Raw genomic sequence first — 17,155 nt, forward strand, 5'->3', positions numbered from 1 at the left:
ATTGCTCGTCGTTGACCGAAAATATTGTATAAATATGGCGCAAGCTGTATGGTTTTGAGACAGTTTAGCCATTGAGCCGGAAAGGCCACAGTCATGGAGGCGCGATGAAACCGAAGGTTTATATCTGTGACGACGAAGAGGGTATTATCCGCTATCTGCGCAAAACCCTGGCCGAGCTGGGTTATGACGTTAAGGCCCGCACCTCCCCCTTGGCTTTGCTGAAGGAGCTGTCCGAAGAGGGGGAAGAGGGTGGGGTGTTGCTGCTGGATATCCGGATGCCGGAGATGGACGGTCTGGAGCTGCTGGGAAGGGTGAATGCCAACCGGCCCGATCTGGGGGTGATCGTGATGACCGGCTACGGCACCATCGATTCGGCGGTGGAGGCGATCAAACGGGGCGCTTTTGACTACCTGACCAAACCCTTTCCCGAGGAACGGCTGGCGGCGGTGATCCAACGCTGTCTGGAGCGCCAGGGGTTGCTGGCTGAAAACCGGGCCTTGAAAAACGATCTCCGCCAGCAGTTGGCCCCCGATCAGATCGTTTTTAAAAGCCGCCGTTTCGGCGAAGTTTATGAGTTGGCCCAACGGGTGGGGGCCAGCGACCTCAACGTGCTGCTGCTGGGGGAGTCCGGCACCGGCAAGGAGCTGGTGGCCGCCGCCATCCACTACGCCGGCCCCCGGGCGGAACGGCGTTTTCTGGCCCTCAACTGCGCCGCCCTGACCGAGACCCTGCTGGAAAGCCAGCTTTTTGGTCACCTGCGGGGAGCCTTCACCGGGGCGGATGAGAACCGCAAGGGGTTGCTGGTTGAGGCCGATGGCGGCACCCTGCTCCTTGACGAGGTGGGGGAGTTGAGCCCGGCCCTGCAGGCCAAGCTCTTGAGGGTGCTGCAGGAGGGCGAATTTATTCCGGTGGGCTCCACCAAGCCCCAGAGGGTCGATGTTCGCTTTATTGCCGCCACCAACAAAAATCTCGCCGAGATGGTGGCGGCCGGAACCTTTCGGGAAGATCTCTACTACCGGCTCAACGTCTTCTCCCTGCAGCTGCCCCCCCTGCGGGAGCGCCCCGAGGATATTCAGGCCCTGGCCGGCCACTTTCTGCGCCGGGCCGCGGTGCGTTCCGGCCACCCGGTTCGGGAGCTGACCCCCGATGCTCTGGCGGCCCTGGGTAAATATGAGTGGCCGGGCAATGTTCGCGAACTGCGGAACGTCATTGAACGCGGCCTGGTCATTGCCCGGGGAGACAAACTCACCGCCGCCGATCTCCCTCTGCATCTTACCCGGCCGGGCAATGGCGAAGATAACGGCGGGGCCGCCCCCCTGACCCTGGCCGACGCCGAGCGGCTTCAGGTCGCCCGCATCCTCAAACGTACCGGCTGGAACAAGAGTCGGGCCGCCCGGTTGCTCGATATCACCCGCAGTACCCTGGATCGGAAAATTTCCGATTACGGTTTAACCCCCGACCAACCATAGCGAGGAAGCGCCCATGCCCTTTGTCCGTTGGCTTCTCTGCCTGCTGCTCTCCGGGGGAATCCTGCTCCCGGTGGCGGCGGCCGGTGAGTTGGCCCTGGGAATGTCCACCGCCTTGAGCGGTCCCACCGCCGAACTGGGAATTGCCATGCGGGACGGGGTGCGCCTGGGCTTGGAACGGCTTAACCGGGGAGGGGGGGTCAACGGGCGGGAGGTAAGGCTGCTGGTGCTGGACGATGGCTATGAGCCGGCCCGCACCGCCCCCAATATGCGCCGGTTGATCGAGGAGGAGAGGGTGCTGGCGGTGATCGGTAATGTGGGCACCCCCACGGCCATCGCTTCATTGCCCTTGATCAGGGAGCGGCGGGTTCTGTTTTTCGCCCCCTTTACCGGGGCCGGGGTACTCCGCCAGCAGCCGCCCGAGCGTTATGTCATCAATTATCGAGCCAGTTACGCCGACGAGATCGAGGCGATGGTGGCCGCCCTGGTGGAGGAGGCCGGGTTGGCGCCGACCGAGATCGCTTTTTTTACCCAGCGTGACGGTTATGGCGATGCCGGTTATATCGGCGGCCTCAATGCCCTGCGGCGGCATGGCCTGGAGGATGAGCGGCAGGTGTTGCATGTGCGCTATCCCCGTAATACCCTGGCGGTGGAAAACGCTCTGGCCGATCTGCTGCTGGCCGAACAACTGCCCCGGGCCATCATCATGGTGGGGGCCTACGCCCCCTGCGCCAAATTTATCGTTTTGGCCCGGGAGGCCGGGTTGGAGAGTCTGTTTCTCAGTGTCTCCTTCGTCGGCGGCAATTTCCTGGCCCAGGCCCTGGGAGAGGAGGTGGGGGGGGTGATCGTCACCCAGGTGGTGCCCCATCCCGAGGATACCCGGTTGCCGCTGGTGGCCGATTTTCGCCGCGACATCGCCAACTGGAGTCCGGAAACAGCCCCCAGCTTCGTGGCTCTGGAGGGTTATGTCGCCGCCCGTCTGCTCTCATTGGCCTTGACCAGGATCAGTGGGGAGATGAGTCGGGAAAAACTGATTCAAGCCCTGGAGGGTTTGGGGGAGTTCGACATGGGGTTGGGGCGGCCGTTGCGTCTGGGGCCCGACCGGCACCAGGCCAGCAACGAGGTCTGGCCGACCCTGCTCAGGGGCGGAGAGCTGATCCCCTTCAACTGGGCGGAAATCTCCCCCCTGGTGCCGCCGTTGCCGGCTGGAGGTCCGCGGGCCACGGCGGGGAGGGGCCATGCCGGACCGTAGCCGCCGCCGAACCATCATCGCCCTGGTCTGGGTCCTGGTTTCCATCGGCCTGCTGGCCGGGGTGTTGACCAACGGCCTGGTGGGCTGGACCCTGCTGACCCTGAACCGCGAAAGGGTGCAACTGCTGGAGCAGGACCGTCACCTGGGCCAGCTGGCCGCCCGGCTCCAGCGCCTGGGGCAGGAGTCCCGGGGGGAGCTTAATCTGATGCTGCTCGGTGGGGAGGGCGGGCCTGTGGTGGAGGGCCCGGTTGTGGCCTTGGCTGCTGCCGCCGGCGATCTGCGGGCGGCAATCTCCGACTATCCCGGAATCAACGCCCTGGAGGATCTGGACGATTCCGTCGGTCGACTGACCCGACTCCGCCAAAGGACCGCCGACTGGCTGGAGCGCTATCGGCTGGCCGCCGACGATCAGCGGGAAAAGATCACCCTGGGTAAGGTCCGCTTGCTGCTGGAGGAGATGCGGGCGGCGGCCGAAACCCTGGAGGGGCGGCAGCGGCTGGCGGAAGCGGTGGCCCTGCGCCGCTGGCGACAGGCCGCGACCAGCGACTCCCCCGCCCTGGCCCAGGTTTTTCTGGAGCAGCATCTGCGTCACTGGCCCCGGGTCCTCAAGGAGGTCCGGGGGGAGTTGGGCGAGATTTCCCGGCTGGTGGAGATTCTGGTCGGCGAGGATCAGTTTGATCACCTGGCGGATCTGCGGGACAACCAGCTCAAACAGGTACTGGAGCGGCTGGAACGGCAACTGCTCTGGCTGGCGGAGGAGGGAGAACCCACCGTAGGCCTTGAACCGGGGCAGGTGGTGCAGTTGCGGGAGCTGCTTTTCGGCCGGGGGCACCAAGTCCTGGCGGAATATCAGACGATCCGGCTGGGTGAGGGGGGGCTTTACCGGCTGAGCAGCGAGCTGCTGCTCCTGCGCCGCGAACGTGAACTCCTGCAACGGGAGACCCAGGAACTGTTTGCCCGGATCGAAGGCTTCTATCCGGTGCTGGCCGATCTGGCCGGGGAGCGCAGCGCCGCCATCACCCGCCAGGCGGAAAATCTGTTGAGCCGGGGTCTGTTTAACCTGATGCTGCTCAGCATGCTGGTTCTGGCCGGCTTTCTGGCCTTGGGCTGGCTGATCAGCAGTCGGGTGGAGAATCAGATCCAAAGCATGGCCCGGCTGCGGCGCCACAACGAGTTGATCCTCAATTCGGCCGGGGAGGGAATTCTCGGGTTGGAGGTCGGCGGCAAGGTGACTTTTATCAACCCGGCCGGAGCCCGGCTGTTGGGCGGTGCCCCCGCCGCCCTGATCGGCCGCTGTTTCGGCAATATCCTGATTCGGCCGGAAAGCGAGCCGGAGGGGTGCGGCTCAAAGTCGGAACCCCTGGGCCGGGTATTTGACCAAGGGCTCAGTGTCCATGTGGACAACCACCGCTTTCAGCGCCTGGACGGCAGCAGTTTTCCCGGCGAATATACCGCCAACCCCATCCGCAACGAGGGGGGGGAGATCGAAGGGGCGGTGATCACCTTCCTGGATGTTACCGAACGCAAAGAGGCGGCGGCGGCCCTGCAGCAGACCTGCGCCGAGCTGGACGCCCTCAATCGCAGCCTGGAGGCCAAGGTGGCCGAGCGCACCCGCGATCTGGTGGAGAAAAACCAGGAACTGCTGCGGGCCCAGAAGGAGCTGGTCAACAAGGAGAAGCTGGCCGCCGTCGGCTCCCTGGCCGCCGGGGTGGCCCATGAGATCAACAATCCCGCCGCCATTATCCGCGGCAATGTCGAGATCCTGCGGCGGCGGCTGGGCGACTGCCGGGGCGGGGGGGAGGCGGGCCAGGAGGAGGTGCTGGAAATTCTCCGCAATATCGAGCGGATCTCCCGGATTACCCAAGGTCTGCTGCTCTTTGCCCGGGAGCAGAGTCAACCCCCCGCGGTGGCGGAAGCGGTGCGCCTCAACGAATTGCTGGCCGAGATTATCCAGCGGGCCGCCCATCAGGTTCCCCTGGCCGGGGTACGGGTGGAGCAGGATTTTGCCCCTGATCTGCCGGAGATCAAGGCCGATCAGGAGAAGCTGCGCCAGGTCTTTACCAACCTGGTGATCAACGCGGTTCAGGCCATGGAGGGCCGGGGCCGGCTGCGGCTCAGCACCGCTTGGGTCGGGGGCTTCATCGAGGTAAAGGTGGGGGATAGCGGCCCGGGAATTCCCCAGGGCCAGCGCGATATCATCTTCAACCCTTTCTTCACCACCAAGAAAACCGGAGCCGGCCTGGGGTTGGCAATCTCCTACGGGATTGTCCAGAGTATGGGGGGACGGATCGAGGTGGGGGGGGAGGCCGGGCAGGGGGCGCGGATTACGGTGCGCCTGCCCCTTACTCCTCCATGACCGCCAGGCTCAGCCGGCCCAGGATGGCTCCCAGGCGGGCCATCTCCTTGGTCTCACCGGTGATCAGGCGGATGTGGGTGAGCCCGGTGGGAAACTGGTTGATGGTGGCGTCAATCCCCAGCCAGCGGCCGTCAAGGCAGACCTCGTTCCAGGCATGGTAGAGAAAGATCCCCTCCTGGAAGAGGAGCCCGGCGGCGATCCGGGTGGGCAGCCCCTGGGACCGGGCCAGGGCCGCCAGGAGTACCGCGTGTTCATTGCAGTCCCCCACCCGGTCGGCCATGACGCTCAGGGCGTCGGGGATCCCCAGCACCGGCCGTTTGTCGATATTCTCATAAACCCAGTCGGCCAGCCGCCGCAGGCGTTCCAGGTCATCGGTGGCCCCTCCTGCGATCTCCCGGGCCAGGGCCGCCAGGTGGGGGTCGTCACTCTGGACGTGGGGGGTGGCGGCCAGGGCCTCGGTTATCGTCCCGTTTTGGGCGGGGAGACAGGCGATGGCCGGCGGTGGCGGCAATTGCTGACGCTGGATGGTGAGTCGGTTCTCCTCCAGGTGCTGGGGGCCGCCGGTCAGATCCAGGGTGGTCAACAGGTCCGGTGGCGCTTCTTCATCCAGGAGCAGATGGTAGGTAAGGGCCGGCCTCCGGGTCAGGTCGTCGGGCAGGCGACCGCTCAAGGGCACGGCCACCGTGGTCAGAATTTCCGGTCCGGCCCCGGGGATGTCGGTGGCCCGAAACTCCGGTTCCGCCAGAAAAACGAAACCGGCCGGGGACTCCTCCTTGATCACCCGGCCGGTTTCGTCCAGCCAGATGTTGATCCGCATTCCGGATACCGTTTCATGGAAATGGTGGAGGTTGTGAATCCGGTTGGCGATCAGCACCCGGTCGCGGCCCCGGTACTCCAAAATCCGCTCGTTACCGGCCAGGGAGACCGGATCGAAGTAGTTGACCCTGACCCGGCTGCCCACCTCGGGTTGATGGCCCAGGAGATAAGCCCGGTGGGGAGTGGCGATCCGGGGGGCCTCTCGCAGGCGGATCCGCTCCCGCCGGGGACCCCTGGGAGTCTCCAGTTCCAGCAGGATCTCCCGTTCCGCCACCCGGCCGATGGCCCTGGTGGAGGCAAAGGGGGAGAGCAGGGTAAACTGGAAATCAAGCAGTTCTTGGGTCATTGAGAGATGGGCGTTGAGTTGCATCCGGACGGGATGGTTCTCCCCCAGGATGTTGAGCAGCAGGTAGGCGTCCTGTTCCAGGAGCAGCCGGTTGTCGGCCGCCGCCCCCAGGCGGCTGCGGACAAAGCCGATCCGCTCCCCCTGGAAATAGACCCCGGAAAAACTGGTTTCCCGCCCCCGTTCCAAAGCGGCGATCTCCAGGCTGCGCAACTCCTCCACCAGGTAATCCCGGCCCAGCAGGCCCGCCAGCAGTCCCACCCAGAGTAGCAGCAGCAGGCCTCGCCAGATCAGGCTGCCGCCCTTCATCCCACGACCCAGACCGCCACCTGTTCGGCCATCAGCAGCACCCGGTCGGAGACCCCGCGGAAAATTCCCTTGCGGGCCTCGGGGCCGCGCCGGCCCATGACGATGGTGCCGTAATCATCCATCAGAGCCTGGCGGATGATCTGGCGGCTGGGCTCAAATCCCGCCGCGGTTTCAAGCTCGGAGATCCGCTCGGCGGGGAAGCCCGCTTCCACCAGGATTTGCCGGGGGGCGCGGAAGAGGCCGTCGGGGCGATTGAGGTGCTGTTCGCACCAGGCCGGCTCCCAGTGCTGGTGAAACTCCTCCGGGGTGGGGCGGGGTCGGGCGGCCAGGATGGCAGTGGAGTGGAAAAGGGTGATCTCAGCCCGGGGGTGGCCGCGCAGCATAAAGGCGAGGTGGTCCACCGCCAGCAGGGCGTAAGGGGTGTTGTCCACCGGGACCAGGAAGCGCTGGTTTTCGATCCGGCCATCGATCACCCAGAGGGGGAGCTCACGGGAGCGTTCAAAGATATCGTTGGAGACACTGCCCAGCAGCATCTCTTCCAGCTTGGTCATCCCTCGGCGGCCCACCGCCACCGCGTCATATCGCCCCTGGCGGGCCCGGTTGGCGATATCCTGGGGCACGCTGCCGGAGCTGACCCCCACCTCCTGGCCGACCCGCTCCGGGGCAATTCCCCGCTGGCTGAGAAAATCGGCGGCCTCATGGAGGAATCCCTTGTGGGCCACCAGTTTTTTGCGGGTCTGGGGGCTCATCATGTTGGCTCGCTCCGCTTCGCTCAGCCATTCGCTGCCCGGTGGCAGGCTGGCCCCGGTGACCAGAGTGAGCAGGTGTAGATCCACGTCGTCCTGGTCGGCAAAGAGTCCGGCCAGGTAGTGGAGGGTGTTGCGGCTGTGGCGGGAACCGTCCAGGGCCACCAGGATTTTACGGTTGGGCTGGGGCGTACCTTCCATAATGGAATTGAGGATACCACGATTGGAGAAGGCGGCCAAACAAGAAATGGCCGCTCAGGGATCGGGGTACTGACAGGGGCGGCCGTTGTAGCTGATAAAACGCAACCCATCCGGGCCCAAATTCTGCCGATAGTCGGGAGTCAGGGGAATCTTGCCGGCTCCCTCGGGGGCGTCCAGGGCGAAGGTGGGGGTGGCCAGCCCCGAGGTGTGACCGATCAACTCCCGCATGATGGCCAAGCCCTGGGCCACCGGAGTCCGAAAATGGTTGGTGCCCCGGCTGAGGTCGCCCTGGAAGAGGTAGTAGGGCTTGACCCGGATTCTGAGCAAGCCCCGCATCAACTCCTTGATGGTGGCGGCATCGTCGTTGACCCCTTTGAGCAGCACGGTCTGGTTGCCCAGGGGGATGCCGGCATCGGCCAGGCGGGCGCAGGCCCGGGCCGCTTCCGGGGTGATTTCGCGGGGATGGTTGAAGTGGGTGTTGATATAGAGGGGGTGAAATTTTTTCAGCAACCCGGCCAACTTTGCGGTGATTCTTTGGGGCAGGGTACAGGGCACCCGGCTGCCGAGGCGAACAATCTCCAGATGGGGAATCCGGCGCAGCTCGGTCAGCAGCCAGGCCAGTTCCCCGTCGGGCAGCAACAGCGGGTCGCCGCCGGAGAGCAGGACGTCGTGGATGGCCGGGGTCCGGGCCAGGTAGGCCAGGGCGGGTTCCAGCCCTTTGCGGCCGACGGTGAGGGCGGCGGTGCCCACCTTCCGTTTGCGGGTGCAGAAGCGGCAGTACATGGCGCACTGGGCGGCGACCAGCAACAGGGCCCGGTCGGGGTATTTGTGGACCAGGTTGGCCACCGGGCTCAGCCGCTCCTCGGCCAGGGGGTCTTCGGGGCAGACCGAGTCGGTGAGCTCCCGGGGATCGGGAATGGCCTGGCGCCAGATGGGATCACCGGGTTTCTCGATCAGGGCCAGATAGTAGGGGTTGATCCGCAGGGGATAGCGGGCGGCCACCGCCCGCAGGGGCTCGGGGTCGAGACCGAAACGGGCGGCCAGCTCTTCGGGGCTGGTCAGGGAGGCCGCCAGCAGGCGTTGCCAGGGCGGCCATTGGGAGGGGGGAGCGGGGGTGGTCATCGTTCACACCCTTGGGATTGGGCGGCCAGTGTTTGTTGCGCCTGGCGGTTGCGCATGAACCAGATGCTGAAAATCAGCAGTACCAGGGCCGCCGTGGCCAGTTGCATCAGGCTCAGCCAGCGGCCCTCCTCGGCCAGGCCGCTGCCGATGAGGCTGGCGGCGGTGCCCAGGGGCAAGAAGCCCAAGAAGGTGCCCAGGAGGAAGGTGCGAATATTCACGGCGCTGAAGCTCAGGCTGATATTGATCATCAGGTTGCTGATCGGCAGCAGCCGCACCAGGAAGACCGAAACAACCGAGGGTTCCAGTCGGGTGATCCAGCCGGCCAGGCGTTGGCGGCCCAGGCGCTCCCTGACCCACTGCCGGCCGCCCCAGCGGAAGAGGCTGAAACAGATGAAGGAGGCCAGCATGGCGGCACTCAGGGTGCTGAGCAGGCCGCCGGTAAAGCCGAAGAGAAAGCCCCCCAGGGTAAAGAGCAGCAACCGGGGGGTGCCGAAGGTGAGCAGAAGGGTGGCCAGTCCCAGGAAAAGGGCCAGGCTTCGGGGGCCGCCGGTCGTCAGGGTCTCGCGCAGAGCCAGCAGGTCACGCCAGTTTTCACCCAGGGTGGTGAAGTTGAGGACCCCGTAAACCGTCAGAACCAGCAGGAAGAGCAGGAACAGCGGCTTGGCGGTGGCGGAGGGGCGGGAGTTCATCTTTCCCGGGGGCCCGGTCATGGTTTCTCCTTGGGTTTGAAGAGCTGGCACTGGAGGCCGGAATTGCTGAACACTACCAGGGCCGGGTTATGGGCCGACTTGAAACCCATGGCCCGGCAGCCGTAAGGGTTGGCCGGCTCATGGGTGATATAGAAGTAGCGGCAGGCAAAGCAGTTGGGCCGCTTTTCCCGGGGTTCAGAGACCATGGCTCAGTCCCTCCAGCAGGACGAAGCGGCCCAGGGGGTTGACCCGGCAGGGCAGGCTGCCGACGAAAACCGGGTTATCGCAAAGCCCGCCGGAAAGGTAGAGCTGTTCCGGCTCCCCGGCGAAGCGGTAGGCGTTGAGGGCGATCCCCTTGATCAGCCGGGCCACCGCCTCCTCTTCGGTGACACCGTTGACCACCGCGTCGAAGATGTCGCTTAAGCCCAGCACCCCGCAGGTCACCGAAAAGCTGCGCTTGGGCACCTCCATCTTCTGACAATCCAACTGATAATAACGTTCCAGCAGTTCGATGGTAAAGCCCATGGAGGCGCCGCATTCGGCGTTCCAGCCCATATCGGCCAGTTTGCCGTTTTTATAGCGGATAAATTTGATATCCCGGCTGCCGCAATCCAGCAGGAGAAAGTCGGGGCGGTCGATCAGGGCTTGGCCGCCCCGGGCCAGGGCCACCAGTTCATTGACCGAGGTGTGGCCGAAGCGGCGGGCGTTGTGGCCGGTGGCCACATCGACCCTGGTCTCCGGCGGCAACTCGCGGGTGGCGATTATGGCCGGTCCGGCGGCGCCAAGGCCCAGGTCCAGGATCTTGCTGTAGGAGGTGCCGAAATCGCCGATGATCATTCGCTTACCCCCGACAGTTCCAGGAAGGCCTGGATCTTGGCCTTGGCGCTGCCGCCGCAGTGCAGATCCGCGTCCAGGTAGAGGGCCTGGGGGTGGCGATCGGCCAGATAGCGGGCCAGGGCGGTTTTGGGGCAGAAGGACTGGGCGAAAAAGACGGTGGGGATCTCCGGCCGGCAGTGGATCTCCAGGAGGTGATCGGCGGGGGTTTTGTTTTCCATGCAGCGGCTCCAGCCATAAACATGGGTGTCGGCGGGGAACAACTCCAGCAGGCTGAAGTCCCGGGGCGGCACCCCCCAGAAGCCGGCGCTGGGCGGGCAGGATGGGGGAGTGTCCCGGCCGGGTTCCGCCGCCAGGACCCCGGCGGTGATTCTTTGCAGTTTTTCCAGCAGGGGCAGATTGCTGCGGCAGATCGGGTTGCCCAGCCTGCTTTGGTCCAGATTTTGGCAGGTGAAGACCGGAACCGCCACGGCCTGCCGGAGAATTTCGGCGGTGTAGCGGGCCCCGTCGCATTTGCCGGGACCGATGTCGATGATGATCGCGTCCAGGGTGGCGGCCAGGTGGAGGGCGTTGAGGACCACGGTGCGGAGGATGCCGCAGTAAACCTGGGGCAGCAGGGCGGCGGTCCGGCCGAAATCGGCCTCCACCAGCAGGGCGTCCAGGTCGCTGATCCGCACCCCGGCTTCGTTGAGCCGGGCGATCAGGGCCCGGGGAGGCACGCCGACAATGCCGACATGCTTCAGGCCGGTCACCTCGATCTCCGGTGGGGTTCCGGGCTGGCTGGGGATCGTAAAGGGCATCCTATCCATTCCTGCTGATGAAGTACCAGCCCAGCCCCCCGGCCACGAGGTGGATCAGCCAGGCGGTCAGGGCGGGAGGCAGGTAGGCGGCCCCGGCCATGGCCTGGCCCACGCTCCACAGCCCCCAAGTGATGAAGGCCAGCATGGCGGCGGCGGGAATGGCCAAAGCCAGATCCCGGCCCCGGCCCCGGTGCATCCAAAGCAGCAACGGGATGCCGGTTAGCAGCAGGGGCAGGCCCAGGAGGATGTAGGAGGTTTTCTTGTGCAACTCCAGTCTGGCTTCCTGGCGGCGGGGGCTGGCCGCCGGCGAGCTGGCCTGGCGCCACAAGGTACTCAGTGATCGTTCCGCCAGGGCGTAGGGGGGCAGGAAGAAGTCGGCCGGTTTTTCCGGTAACTCCATCTGCCGTTGCTGGAAGATCTCGCTGCCGAACTCCCGGCCCTCCCGGTCGCCGCTCTTGATCTGGCCGTTGTGCAGGGTCCACCGGTTTCCGTCCCAGCTGGCTTTTGCGGCGGTGATCAGGGCGGTGAGCCGGAAATCGCCATCCCGAAGCAGGTAGGTGAAATCGTGCAGCTCGGTCTGGTCCTCCTCCGAGGGGATAAAGGAGTAGAGCCCTTCGGCGCCCCGATGGTAAATTCGGCCATGGCGTTCGATCCCCTTGGCGCTCTGCTGGCGAACCTGCTCGTACCAGATCCGGTTGGTTTCGGCCATGGTCGGGGGCAACAGCCACTGGCTCAGGGCCAGGGTCAGCAGGGTGGTGGTCGTGGCGGCCAGCAGCAGGGGGCGGATGATCCGGGGGGTGCTCAGACCGGCGGCCTGCAGGGCCATCATTTCATGATGACGATTGAGCAGGCCCAGGGTGATGATCCCGGCCAGCAGCAGACAGATCGGCATGATCTGTTCGATGATAAGCGGAATTTTGAGCAGGAGATAGTTGACCGCCATCCCCATCCCCAGCTCGGCGGCCAGGAAATTGTCCACCCGTTCAAAAAAATCGATCAGCAGGTAGATGGCCAGGAGTGAGCCCATTACCAGGGCCAGATTGCGGAAAAACTGGCCGATGAGATAGCGGTCGACCAGTTTCATCGGTCGTCTCCTTCCCGTGCCGTGTCCGCCCGCCGCCAGTGGCCCAGGCGCTGGCCGCCCTCCTGGACCAGTTGAATCAAGCGTTCCAGCCAGGGATGACCCAGCTCCAGGGCGCTGCGCCGCAGGAGATAGAGGGCCAGGATCAGAAAGATCAGGTTGGGCAGCCAGACGGCCGCCGCCACCGGCAACTGGCCGTTTTCGGCAAAGGATTTGGCGGCGGTCAGCAGCACGTAATAGCCGACAAAGGTGGCCAGGCCCAGGGGGACCCCCAGGGCGACCCGGCTGCCCTGGCCGATCTGGCTGAGGCTGAGGCCCAGCACGCTGAAGAGAAAACAGCCCACCGGCAGGGCCAGGCGCTGGTGATACTCGAGAATTAAGGTGGGGTAATAGCGATGCTCCGGTCCCAGTTGCTCCGCCCTGGCCAGCAGCTCCTGCTGGGTCATGTTGCCCCGGCTGGGATGTCCCATGGTCGGGTACTGGAGGGGGATCTCCAGGCTGTAGCGTTCAAAGGTGATGGTTTGGGTTTTGCCTTCCCGCGCCAGGTGGAGACTGCCGTCGGTCAGTTCCAGGGTGGCCAGGCCGCTGGCCTTGTCGGCCTGGAGGCGGCCACCGACGGCGATCACGGTCAGGGGGTTGGCGGCGTCCCGCAGATCGGAAAGATAAACCCCCCGCCAGGAGCGATCTTCGGGGGAGACCTCCTCCACGTAGAGGACCACCTCGCCCAGGCCTTCGCTGAAGCTCTTCTCCCGCACCCCCCGCTCGATCTTCTCCTTGGCCAGGTGCAGCAGTAACTGGTTCATGGCCGTGGTCCCCTTGGGGATCAGGATCGTGGAGGTGGCCAAGGTCAAGAGGGCGGTGATGAGGCCGAAGAGCAGCACCGGCGGCAGCATGCGGACCAGGCCGATGCCGGCAGCCTTCAGGGCCATGATCTCCAGGTCGCCCCGCATCCGGGTAAAGGCGATGACCACCGCCATCATCGCCGCCATGGGAATGGAGAAGCGGAGCAGGGCCGGGGTGATGTAGATAATGATCCGGACAAAATCGGCCAGGCCGATCCCCAGGCCGAAGATGCTGTCCAGCAGGGGGACCAGGCGGCCGAGGAAGAGGATGGCGTTTAGCACCAGGAGGGCGGCGAAAAAAGGGGCCAGCATCTCGGTGAGCAGGTAGGTGTATAGCAGCAGTGGAATTTTTTTCATGGTCACTAAGATCTTTCACCAGCGGCGGGCCAGCAGCATGCCGACAAACACCAGGCCGATGCCCAGGATGTTGCTGACCCCGACGTAAACCAGGGCGGTTTTCCACTCGCCTATCCGGATCAGATCGGTGGTTTCCCGAGCGAAGGTGGAGAAGGTGGTGAAACCACCCAATATACCGGTAAAAAGGAAAAGCCGCCACTCCTGGGTGAGCCGGCTGTCAACCAGCAGGTACCAGAGAAAGCCGATGGAGAGGCAGCCCAGCAGGTTGGCGGCTAAAGTACCGTAAGGGAAGCCGGCCCCGGCCGGTCGCTGGACCAGCAGGAAGATCAGGTGGCGCAGCAGCGAGCCGATGGCGCCGCCGGCCATGATGGCGATGATATTCAGCATGGAAACTCCATCACTCCCTTTGCCGCCGGGGGACTGTTGAACATCCCCTCCTTTTACCATGCAGACCCGATTCAGTTGTTGTAAACTGTTCCGCTTGGCAAAAAAATGAACTTTTATCATTCCCGGGACCCGGGTGCAAGCTGTAACCTCGTTGGGTCGGCCGGGATCTTGGCGCGGTAAGGAGAGGATAATGAGCAGTCTGGTGCGTTTGCAGCCGGTCGCGGCCCCCCCGCCCAGCTTGAGCGACAATACCGCCGACCTGGACCGGTTGTTGCGGGCCCTGCGCCATGATCTGGCGGCGGAGGGCGACCGGCTGCTGAGCGTGCCCCATCGTCGCATGACCCGGGTGGCCGAGCGTTTCCGGGCCTGTGGCTTCGGCGGAGTGGCGGTACTCAATGAGGACCAGGGGCGGCTGGAACCGGTGGATCTGTTGCCGGCCATTCCCCCCCGGCTGCCGGCCATGGCCCTCGATCTGGGCACCACCCACCTGGAGGCGGTGCTGCTGGATCTGCTCAGCGGCCAGGAGCTGGCCCGGGCCACCCGGGTAAACAGCCAGATCAGCCATGGTGATGATATCCTCACCCGCATCCACTATGCCACCGGCGGCCGGGGCCGGGAGGGGTGTCTGGAAGTTCTGCAGCAGGCGGTCCTGGGTGACACCAATGCCCTGGCTCGGGAGCTGGCCGCGGTCGCCGGCTGCGCCGCCACGGATATCCGGGCGCTCAGCCTGGCGGGCAACAGTGCCATGGCCCATCTGTTTCTGGGGCTCAACCCTTACCACCTCTGCCGGGAACCTTATATCCCCTTGGTCAACTCCCCCGGCCCGGTGGCCGCCGCCGAGCTGGGCTTGAAGCTGCACGCCGCCGCCCCGGTCCATGTTTTGCCCGGGGTGGGGGCCTATTTCGGCGGTGATCTCCTGGCCGGGATCGTGGCCAGCGACCTGGATCTGGCCGAAAAGCCGGAGATGCTGATCGATGTCGGGACCAACGCCGAGGTGGTGGTGGGTTGCCGTGACTGGCTGGTGGCCTGCGCCGGGGCCGCCGGGCCCGCCCTGGAGGGCGGAGTGGCCAAGATGGGGATGCGGGCCGGGCCGGGGGTGATCGAACGGGTGGATATCGATCCCGCTTCCGGCCGCCTGACTTTCCGGGTTATCGGGGCGCCGGCCTTGGGAGCGGTCGCCGCTCCCAAGGCCCGGGGAATCTGCGGCTCGGGGATGATCGATCTGCTGGCGGCCCTGTTCCAGGCTGAAATGATCGATATTCGGGGCAAGTTGAGGCCGGAAAAGCTTGGTGACCGGCTGCTGGCCGGTTCCGACGGCCCGGCCTTCATCGTGGCCCGGGCCGAGGAGGCGGTCGATGGGCAACCGGTGACGGTCAGCCAGATCGACCTTGATGCCCTGATGCGCTCCAAGGCGGCGATGTACGCCATCCTCGGCACCCTGATGGAGCAGGTGGGGCTGCCCTTTGCCGCCCTGGAGCGGATCCACGTGGCCGGGGCCTTCGGCCGCCATATCGATCCCCGCCGGGCGGTGATCATGGGAATGATCCCCGACCTGCCGCTCTCGACCTACCGGCCGTTGGGCAACAGCTCTCTGGCCGGGGCCCGCCGCTATCTGCTGGAGGGGGAGGCGCGCCGGCGTATCGGCGAAGTGGCCCGGAAGATCACCTATATCGAGTTGAACGTCAATCACGAATTCATGATCCGCTTCTCCGGGTCGCGGTTCATACCCCATACCGATCGGGCCCTCTTCCCGTCGGTGCCTTATCAACTGACGGAAAACAGATGAACGACAAGGAACTGCTGCTTCGTATCTACCAGTGGATCAAACCCTACCGCCGGCGCCTGTCCTTGGCCATGATCGGCATGATCATGGTGGCGGGCTTCAGCGGTGCCCAGGCTTACATGATCAAGCCGCTGCTGGATAAAATCTTCTTCGAACAGGATCGGACCCTGCTTAATCTGCTGCCCCTGATTCTGATTTTGATTTTTCTGTTCAAGGGTATTTCCTATTATGTTTACCGTTACTTGCTGGATACCGTCGGTCAGAATGTGGTCCGGGATTTGCGCAAGGAGATTTTCCGCCATATCCACGCCTTGCCGGTTGCCTTTTTCCATAAAGCCTCCACCGGTGAGCTGATTTCCCGGGTAATCTCCGACGTCACCCTGATCCAGAGCGCGGTTTCCAAGGCCCTGGTCAGTCTGCTGCGGGATCTGGTCCAGGTGGTGGTGCTGCTGGGGGTGGTTTTTTATCTCGACTGGCAGATGGCCCTGGTCACCTTTGTCCTGCTGCCCATGGCCGCCGTGCCCATCGTCCATTTCGGCAAGCGTTTCCGCCGCAACAGCGTCAGCAATCAGCAGACCGTGGCCTTGATCTCCGGAGCCCTGCACGAGACCATCGGCGGCCACCGGATCGTCAAGGCCTTCGGGATGGAGGCCTACGAACATCGCCGGTTCTTTGCCCTGATCGACCGGCTCTACAAGATCATCGTCAAGGAGATCCAGATCCGCAGCCTGCAGCATCCGGTGATGGAGCTGATCGGCGGGATCGCCCTGGCCGGGATCATCTGGTACGGCGGCCACCAGGTCCTGGCGGGGGATTCCACCCCGGGTACCTTTATCGCCTTCCTCACCGCCCTGGTCATGGTTTATGAGCCGGTCAAGGGGATCAGCAGCCTCAACAGCGAGGTGATGCAGGGACTGGCGGCCTCGACCCGGGTTTTTAACCTGCTTGACGTGCAACCCGATATCGTTGACCGCCCGGGGGCCGTCGAGCTGCCCGTTTTCCACCGGGCCATCGAGTTTCAAGGAGTAACCTTCAGTTATGACGGGACAAATCCGGTGCTGCGGGATCTCAATCTCACGGTTGCCGCCGGCCAGGTTCTGGCCATTGTCGGCCCCAGCGGCGGCGGCAAAACCACCCTGGTCAACCTGATCCCCCGTTTTTTCGAGGTGAGCGAGGGCCGAATCCTGCTGGACGGCCATGATCTGCGGGAGGTCACCCTGACTTCCCTGCGGGCCCAGATCGCCATCGTCGAGCAGCATACGGTACTGTTCAACGACACCGTCCGCAACAACATCGCTTACGGCGATCTGGAGCGGAGCGAGGAGGAGATCATCGCCGCCGCCAAGGCCGCCCATGCCTACGATTTTATTCGGGAACTGCCCGAGGGGTTTGAGACGGTGATCGGTGAGGGCGGGGCCCGACTCTCCGGCGGCCAGCGCCAGCGGCTCTCCATCGCCCGGGCCTTGCTGAAGAACGCCCCGATCCTGATCCTGGACGAGGCGACTTCGGCCCTGGATACCGAGTCGGAACGGGAGGTGCAGAAGGCCCTGGAAAACCTCATGGCCAACCGCACCACCCTGGTGATCGCCCACCGCCTCTCGACGATCAAGAATGCCGATCGGATCATCGTCATGCAGGAGGGCCGGATTGTCGAGGATGGCGACCACGAATCCCTGCTGCAAGGCCAGGGGCTTTACCGGACGTTACACACGATGCAGTAGAAGGTGGCCGGGATGGGCCGTGGACAAAGGAGCCGATAAGGTTTGAAGGA

General features: G+C 64.6%; 15 protein-coding genes. 5 read left to right on the top strand and 10 right to left on the bottom strand.

Features of this window, described 5'->3' with window-relative positions:
* The first annotated feature begins 104 nt into the window (after nucleotides 1–104).
* From ACHHRT_RS07425 to ACHHRT_RS07435, 3 genes are read left to right on the top strand one after another with little or no spacing between them, the layout of a single operon-like run.
* Nucleotides 105–1,469, top strand: coding sequence for a sigma-54-dependent transcriptional regulator (locus tag ACHHRT_RS07425; protein WP_395499117.1), 1,365 nt, complete (start codon nucleotides 105–107; stop codon nucleotides 1,467–1,469).
* Nucleotides 1,470–1,482: 13 nt separating this feature from the next.
* The gene (locus ACHHRT_RS07430) at nucleotides 1,483–2,718 is read left to right on the top strand and encodes an ABC transporter substrate-binding protein (protein WP_395499118.1); all 1,236 of its coding nucleotides are present in this window, start codon (nucleotides 1,483–1,485) and stop codon (nucleotides 2,716–2,718) included.
* Nucleotides 2,705–5,074 (top strand): two-component system sensor histidine kinase NtrB, encoded by a 2,370-nt coding sequence (locus tag ACHHRT_RS07435; RefSeq protein ID WP_395499119.1) that lies wholly within the window; start codon nucleotides 2,705–2,707, stop codon nucleotides 5,072–5,074. The genes ACHHRT_RS07430 and ACHHRT_RS07435 overlap by 14 nt, the downstream gene beginning before the upstream one ends.
* Here ACHHRT_RS07435 and ACHHRT_RS07440 read toward each other — a convergent pair.
* The 10 genes from ACHHRT_RS07440 to crcB are packed head-to-tail and all read right to left on the bottom strand — an operon-like array spanning nucleotide 5,061 to nucleotide 13,601.
* Nucleotides 5,061–6,542 carry a transglutaminase-like domain-containing protein gene (locus ACHHRT_RS07440; protein ID WP_395499120.1) on the bottom strand — a complete coding sequence of 494 codons (1,482 nt, stop codon included), beginning with the start codon at nucleotides 6,540–6,542 and terminating at the stop codon, nucleotides 5,061–5,063. The two genes, ACHHRT_RS07435 and ACHHRT_RS07440, sit on opposite strands and share 14 nt — an antisense overlap.
* On the bottom strand, nucleotides 6,539–7,489 hold the full coding sequence (locus ACHHRT_RS07445; RefSeq protein ID WP_395499121.1) for a universal stress protein: 951 nt from the start codon (nucleotides 7,487–7,489) through the stop codon (nucleotides 6,539–6,541). Before ACHHRT_RS07445 ends, ACHHRT_RS07440 begins: the two co-directional genes overlap by 4 nt.
* 54 nt (nucleotides 7,490–7,543) lie before the next feature.
* Entirely contained in the window at nucleotides 7,544–8,611 is a 1,068-nt protein-coding gene (locus ACHHRT_RS07450) for a KamA family radical SAM protein (protein WP_395499122.1), read from the bottom strand.
* A complete protein-coding gene (locus ACHHRT_RS07455; protein ID WP_395499123.1) occupies nucleotides 8,608–9,321 on the bottom strand; it encodes a TVP38/TMEM64 family protein in 714 nt (237 codons plus the stop codon). Before ACHHRT_RS07455 ends, ACHHRT_RS07450 begins: the two co-directional genes overlap by 4 nt.
* Nucleotides 9,318–9,506, bottom strand: a complete 189-nt coding sequence (locus tag ACHHRT_RS07460; protein WP_395499124.1) for a uracil-DNA glycosylase — start codon at nucleotides 9,504–9,506, stop codon at nucleotides 9,318–9,320. The genes ACHHRT_RS07455 and ACHHRT_RS07460 overlap by 4 nt, the downstream gene beginning before the upstream one ends.
* Nucleotides 9,496–10,137 carry an ATPase gene (locus ACHHRT_RS07465; protein WP_395499125.1) on the bottom strand — a complete coding sequence of 214 codons (642 nt, stop codon included), beginning with the start codon at nucleotides 10,135–10,137 and terminating at the stop codon, nucleotides 9,496–9,498. Before ACHHRT_RS07465 ends, ACHHRT_RS07460 begins: the two co-directional genes overlap by 11 nt.
* Nucleotides 10,134–10,934 (bottom strand): hypothetical protein, encoded by an 801-nt coding sequence (locus ACHHRT_RS07470; protein ID WP_395499126.1) that lies wholly within the window; start codon nucleotides 10,932–10,934, stop codon nucleotides 10,134–10,136. Before ACHHRT_RS07470 ends, ACHHRT_RS07465 begins: the two co-directional genes overlap by 4 nt.
* A gap of 1 nt (nucleotide 10,935) precedes the next feature.
* The gene (locus ACHHRT_RS07475; protein ID WP_395499127.1) at nucleotides 10,936–12,018 is read right to left on the bottom strand and encodes an LptF/LptG family permease; all 1,083 of its coding nucleotides are present in this window, start codon (nucleotides 12,016–12,018) and stop codon (nucleotides 10,936–10,938) included.
* Nucleotides 12,015–13,214, bottom strand: coding sequence for an LPS export ABC transporter permease LptF (gene lptF / locus ACHHRT_RS07480; protein ID WP_395499128.1), 1,200 nt, complete (start codon nucleotides 13,212–13,214; stop codon nucleotides 12,015–12,017). Before lptF ends, ACHHRT_RS07475 begins: the two co-directional genes overlap by 4 nt.
* Nucleotides 13,215–13,229: 15 nt before the next feature.
* Entirely contained in the window at nucleotides 13,230–13,601 is a 372-nt protein-coding gene (crcB, locus tag ACHHRT_RS07485) for a fluoride efflux transporter CrcB (protein ID WP_395499129.1), read from the bottom strand.
* 190 nt (nucleotides 13,602–13,791) lie between these two features.
* On the opposite strand from crcB, the gene ACHHRT_RS07490 reads away from it, so the two are divergent.
* Both ACHHRT_RS07490 and msbA read left to right on the top strand, forming a co-directional pair.
* Entirely contained in the window at nucleotides 13,792–15,387 is a 1,596-nt protein-coding gene (locus ACHHRT_RS07490) for an ASKHA domain-containing protein (protein ID WP_395499130.1), read from the top strand.
* Nucleotides 15,384–17,105 carry a lipid A export permease/ATP-binding protein MsbA gene (msbA, locus tag ACHHRT_RS07495; RefSeq protein ID WP_395499131.1) on the top strand — a complete coding sequence of 574 codons (1,722 nt, stop codon included), beginning with the start codon at nucleotides 15,384–15,386 and terminating at the stop codon, nucleotides 17,103–17,105. The genes ACHHRT_RS07490 and msbA overlap by 4 nt, the downstream gene beginning before the upstream one ends.
* Nucleotides 17,106–17,155 lie beyond the last annotated feature (50 nt).

It is taken from the genome of Desulfurivibrio modestus, assembly GCF_044068625.1.
In the GTDB taxonomy this organism is placed as follows: Bacteria; Desulfobacterota; Desulfobulbia; order Desulfobulbales; family Desulfurivibrionaceae; genus Desulfurivibrio.

Bases quoted from the DNA above. Each gene is read 5' to 3' on its own strand.
- ACHHRT_RS07440 (WP_395499120.1), bottom strand. From the start codon at position 6,542: ATGAAGGGCGGCAGCCTGATCTGGCGAGGCCTGCTGCTGCTACTCTGG.
- ACHHRT_RS07490 (WP_395499130.1), top strand. From the start codon at position 13,792: ATGAGCAGTCTGGTGCGTTTGCAGCCGGTCGCGGCCCCCCCGCCCAGC.
- ACHHRT_RS07430 (WP_395499118.1), top strand. From the start codon at position 1,483: ATGCCCTTTGTCCGTTGGCTTCTCTGCCTGCTGCTCTCCGGGGGAATC.
- ACHHRT_RS07470 (WP_395499126.1), bottom strand. From the start codon at position 10,934: ATGCCCTTTACGATCCCCAGCCAGCCCGGAACCCCACCGGAGATCGAG.
- lptF (WP_395499128.1), bottom strand. From the start codon at position 13,214: ATGAAAAAAATTCCACTGCTGCTATACACCTACCTGCTCACCGAGATG.
- ACHHRT_RS07475 (WP_395499127.1), bottom strand. From the start codon at position 12,018: ATGAAACTGGTCGACCGCTATCTCATCGGCCAGTTTTTCCGCAATCTG.
- msbA (WP_395499131.1), top strand. From the start codon at position 15,384: ATGAACGACAAGGAACTGCTGCTTCGTATCTACCAGTGGATCAAACCC.
- ACHHRT_RS07450 (WP_395499122.1), bottom strand. From the start codon at position 8,611: ATGACCACCCCCGCTCCCCCCTCCCAATGGCCGCCCTGGCAACGCCTG.
- ACHHRT_RS07455 (WP_395499123.1), bottom strand. From the start codon at position 9,321: ATGACCGGGCCCCCGGGAAAGATGAACTCCCGCCCCTCCGCCACCGCC.
- ACHHRT_RS07445 (WP_395499121.1), bottom strand. From the start codon at position 7,489: ATGGAAGGTACGCCCCAGCCCAACCGTAAAATCCTGGTGGCCCTGGAC.
- crcB (WP_395499129.1), bottom strand. From the start codon at position 13,601: ATGCTGAATATCATCGCCATCATGGCCGGCGGCGCCATCGGCTCGCTG.
- ACHHRT_RS07435 (WP_395499119.1), top strand. From the start codon at position 2,705: ATGCCGGACCGTAGCCGCCGCCGAACCATCATCGCCCTGGTCTGGGTC.
- ACHHRT_RS07460 (WP_395499124.1), bottom strand. From the start codon at position 9,506: ATGGTCTCTGAACCCCGGGAAAAGCGGCCCAACTGCTTTGCCTGCCGC.
- ACHHRT_RS07465 (WP_395499125.1), bottom strand. From the start codon at position 10,137: ATGATCATCGGCGATTTCGGCACCTCCTACAGCAAGATCCTGGACCTG.
- ACHHRT_RS07425 (WP_395499117.1), top strand. From the start codon at position 105: ATGAAACCGAAGGTTTATATCTGTGACGACGAAGAGGGTATTATCCGC.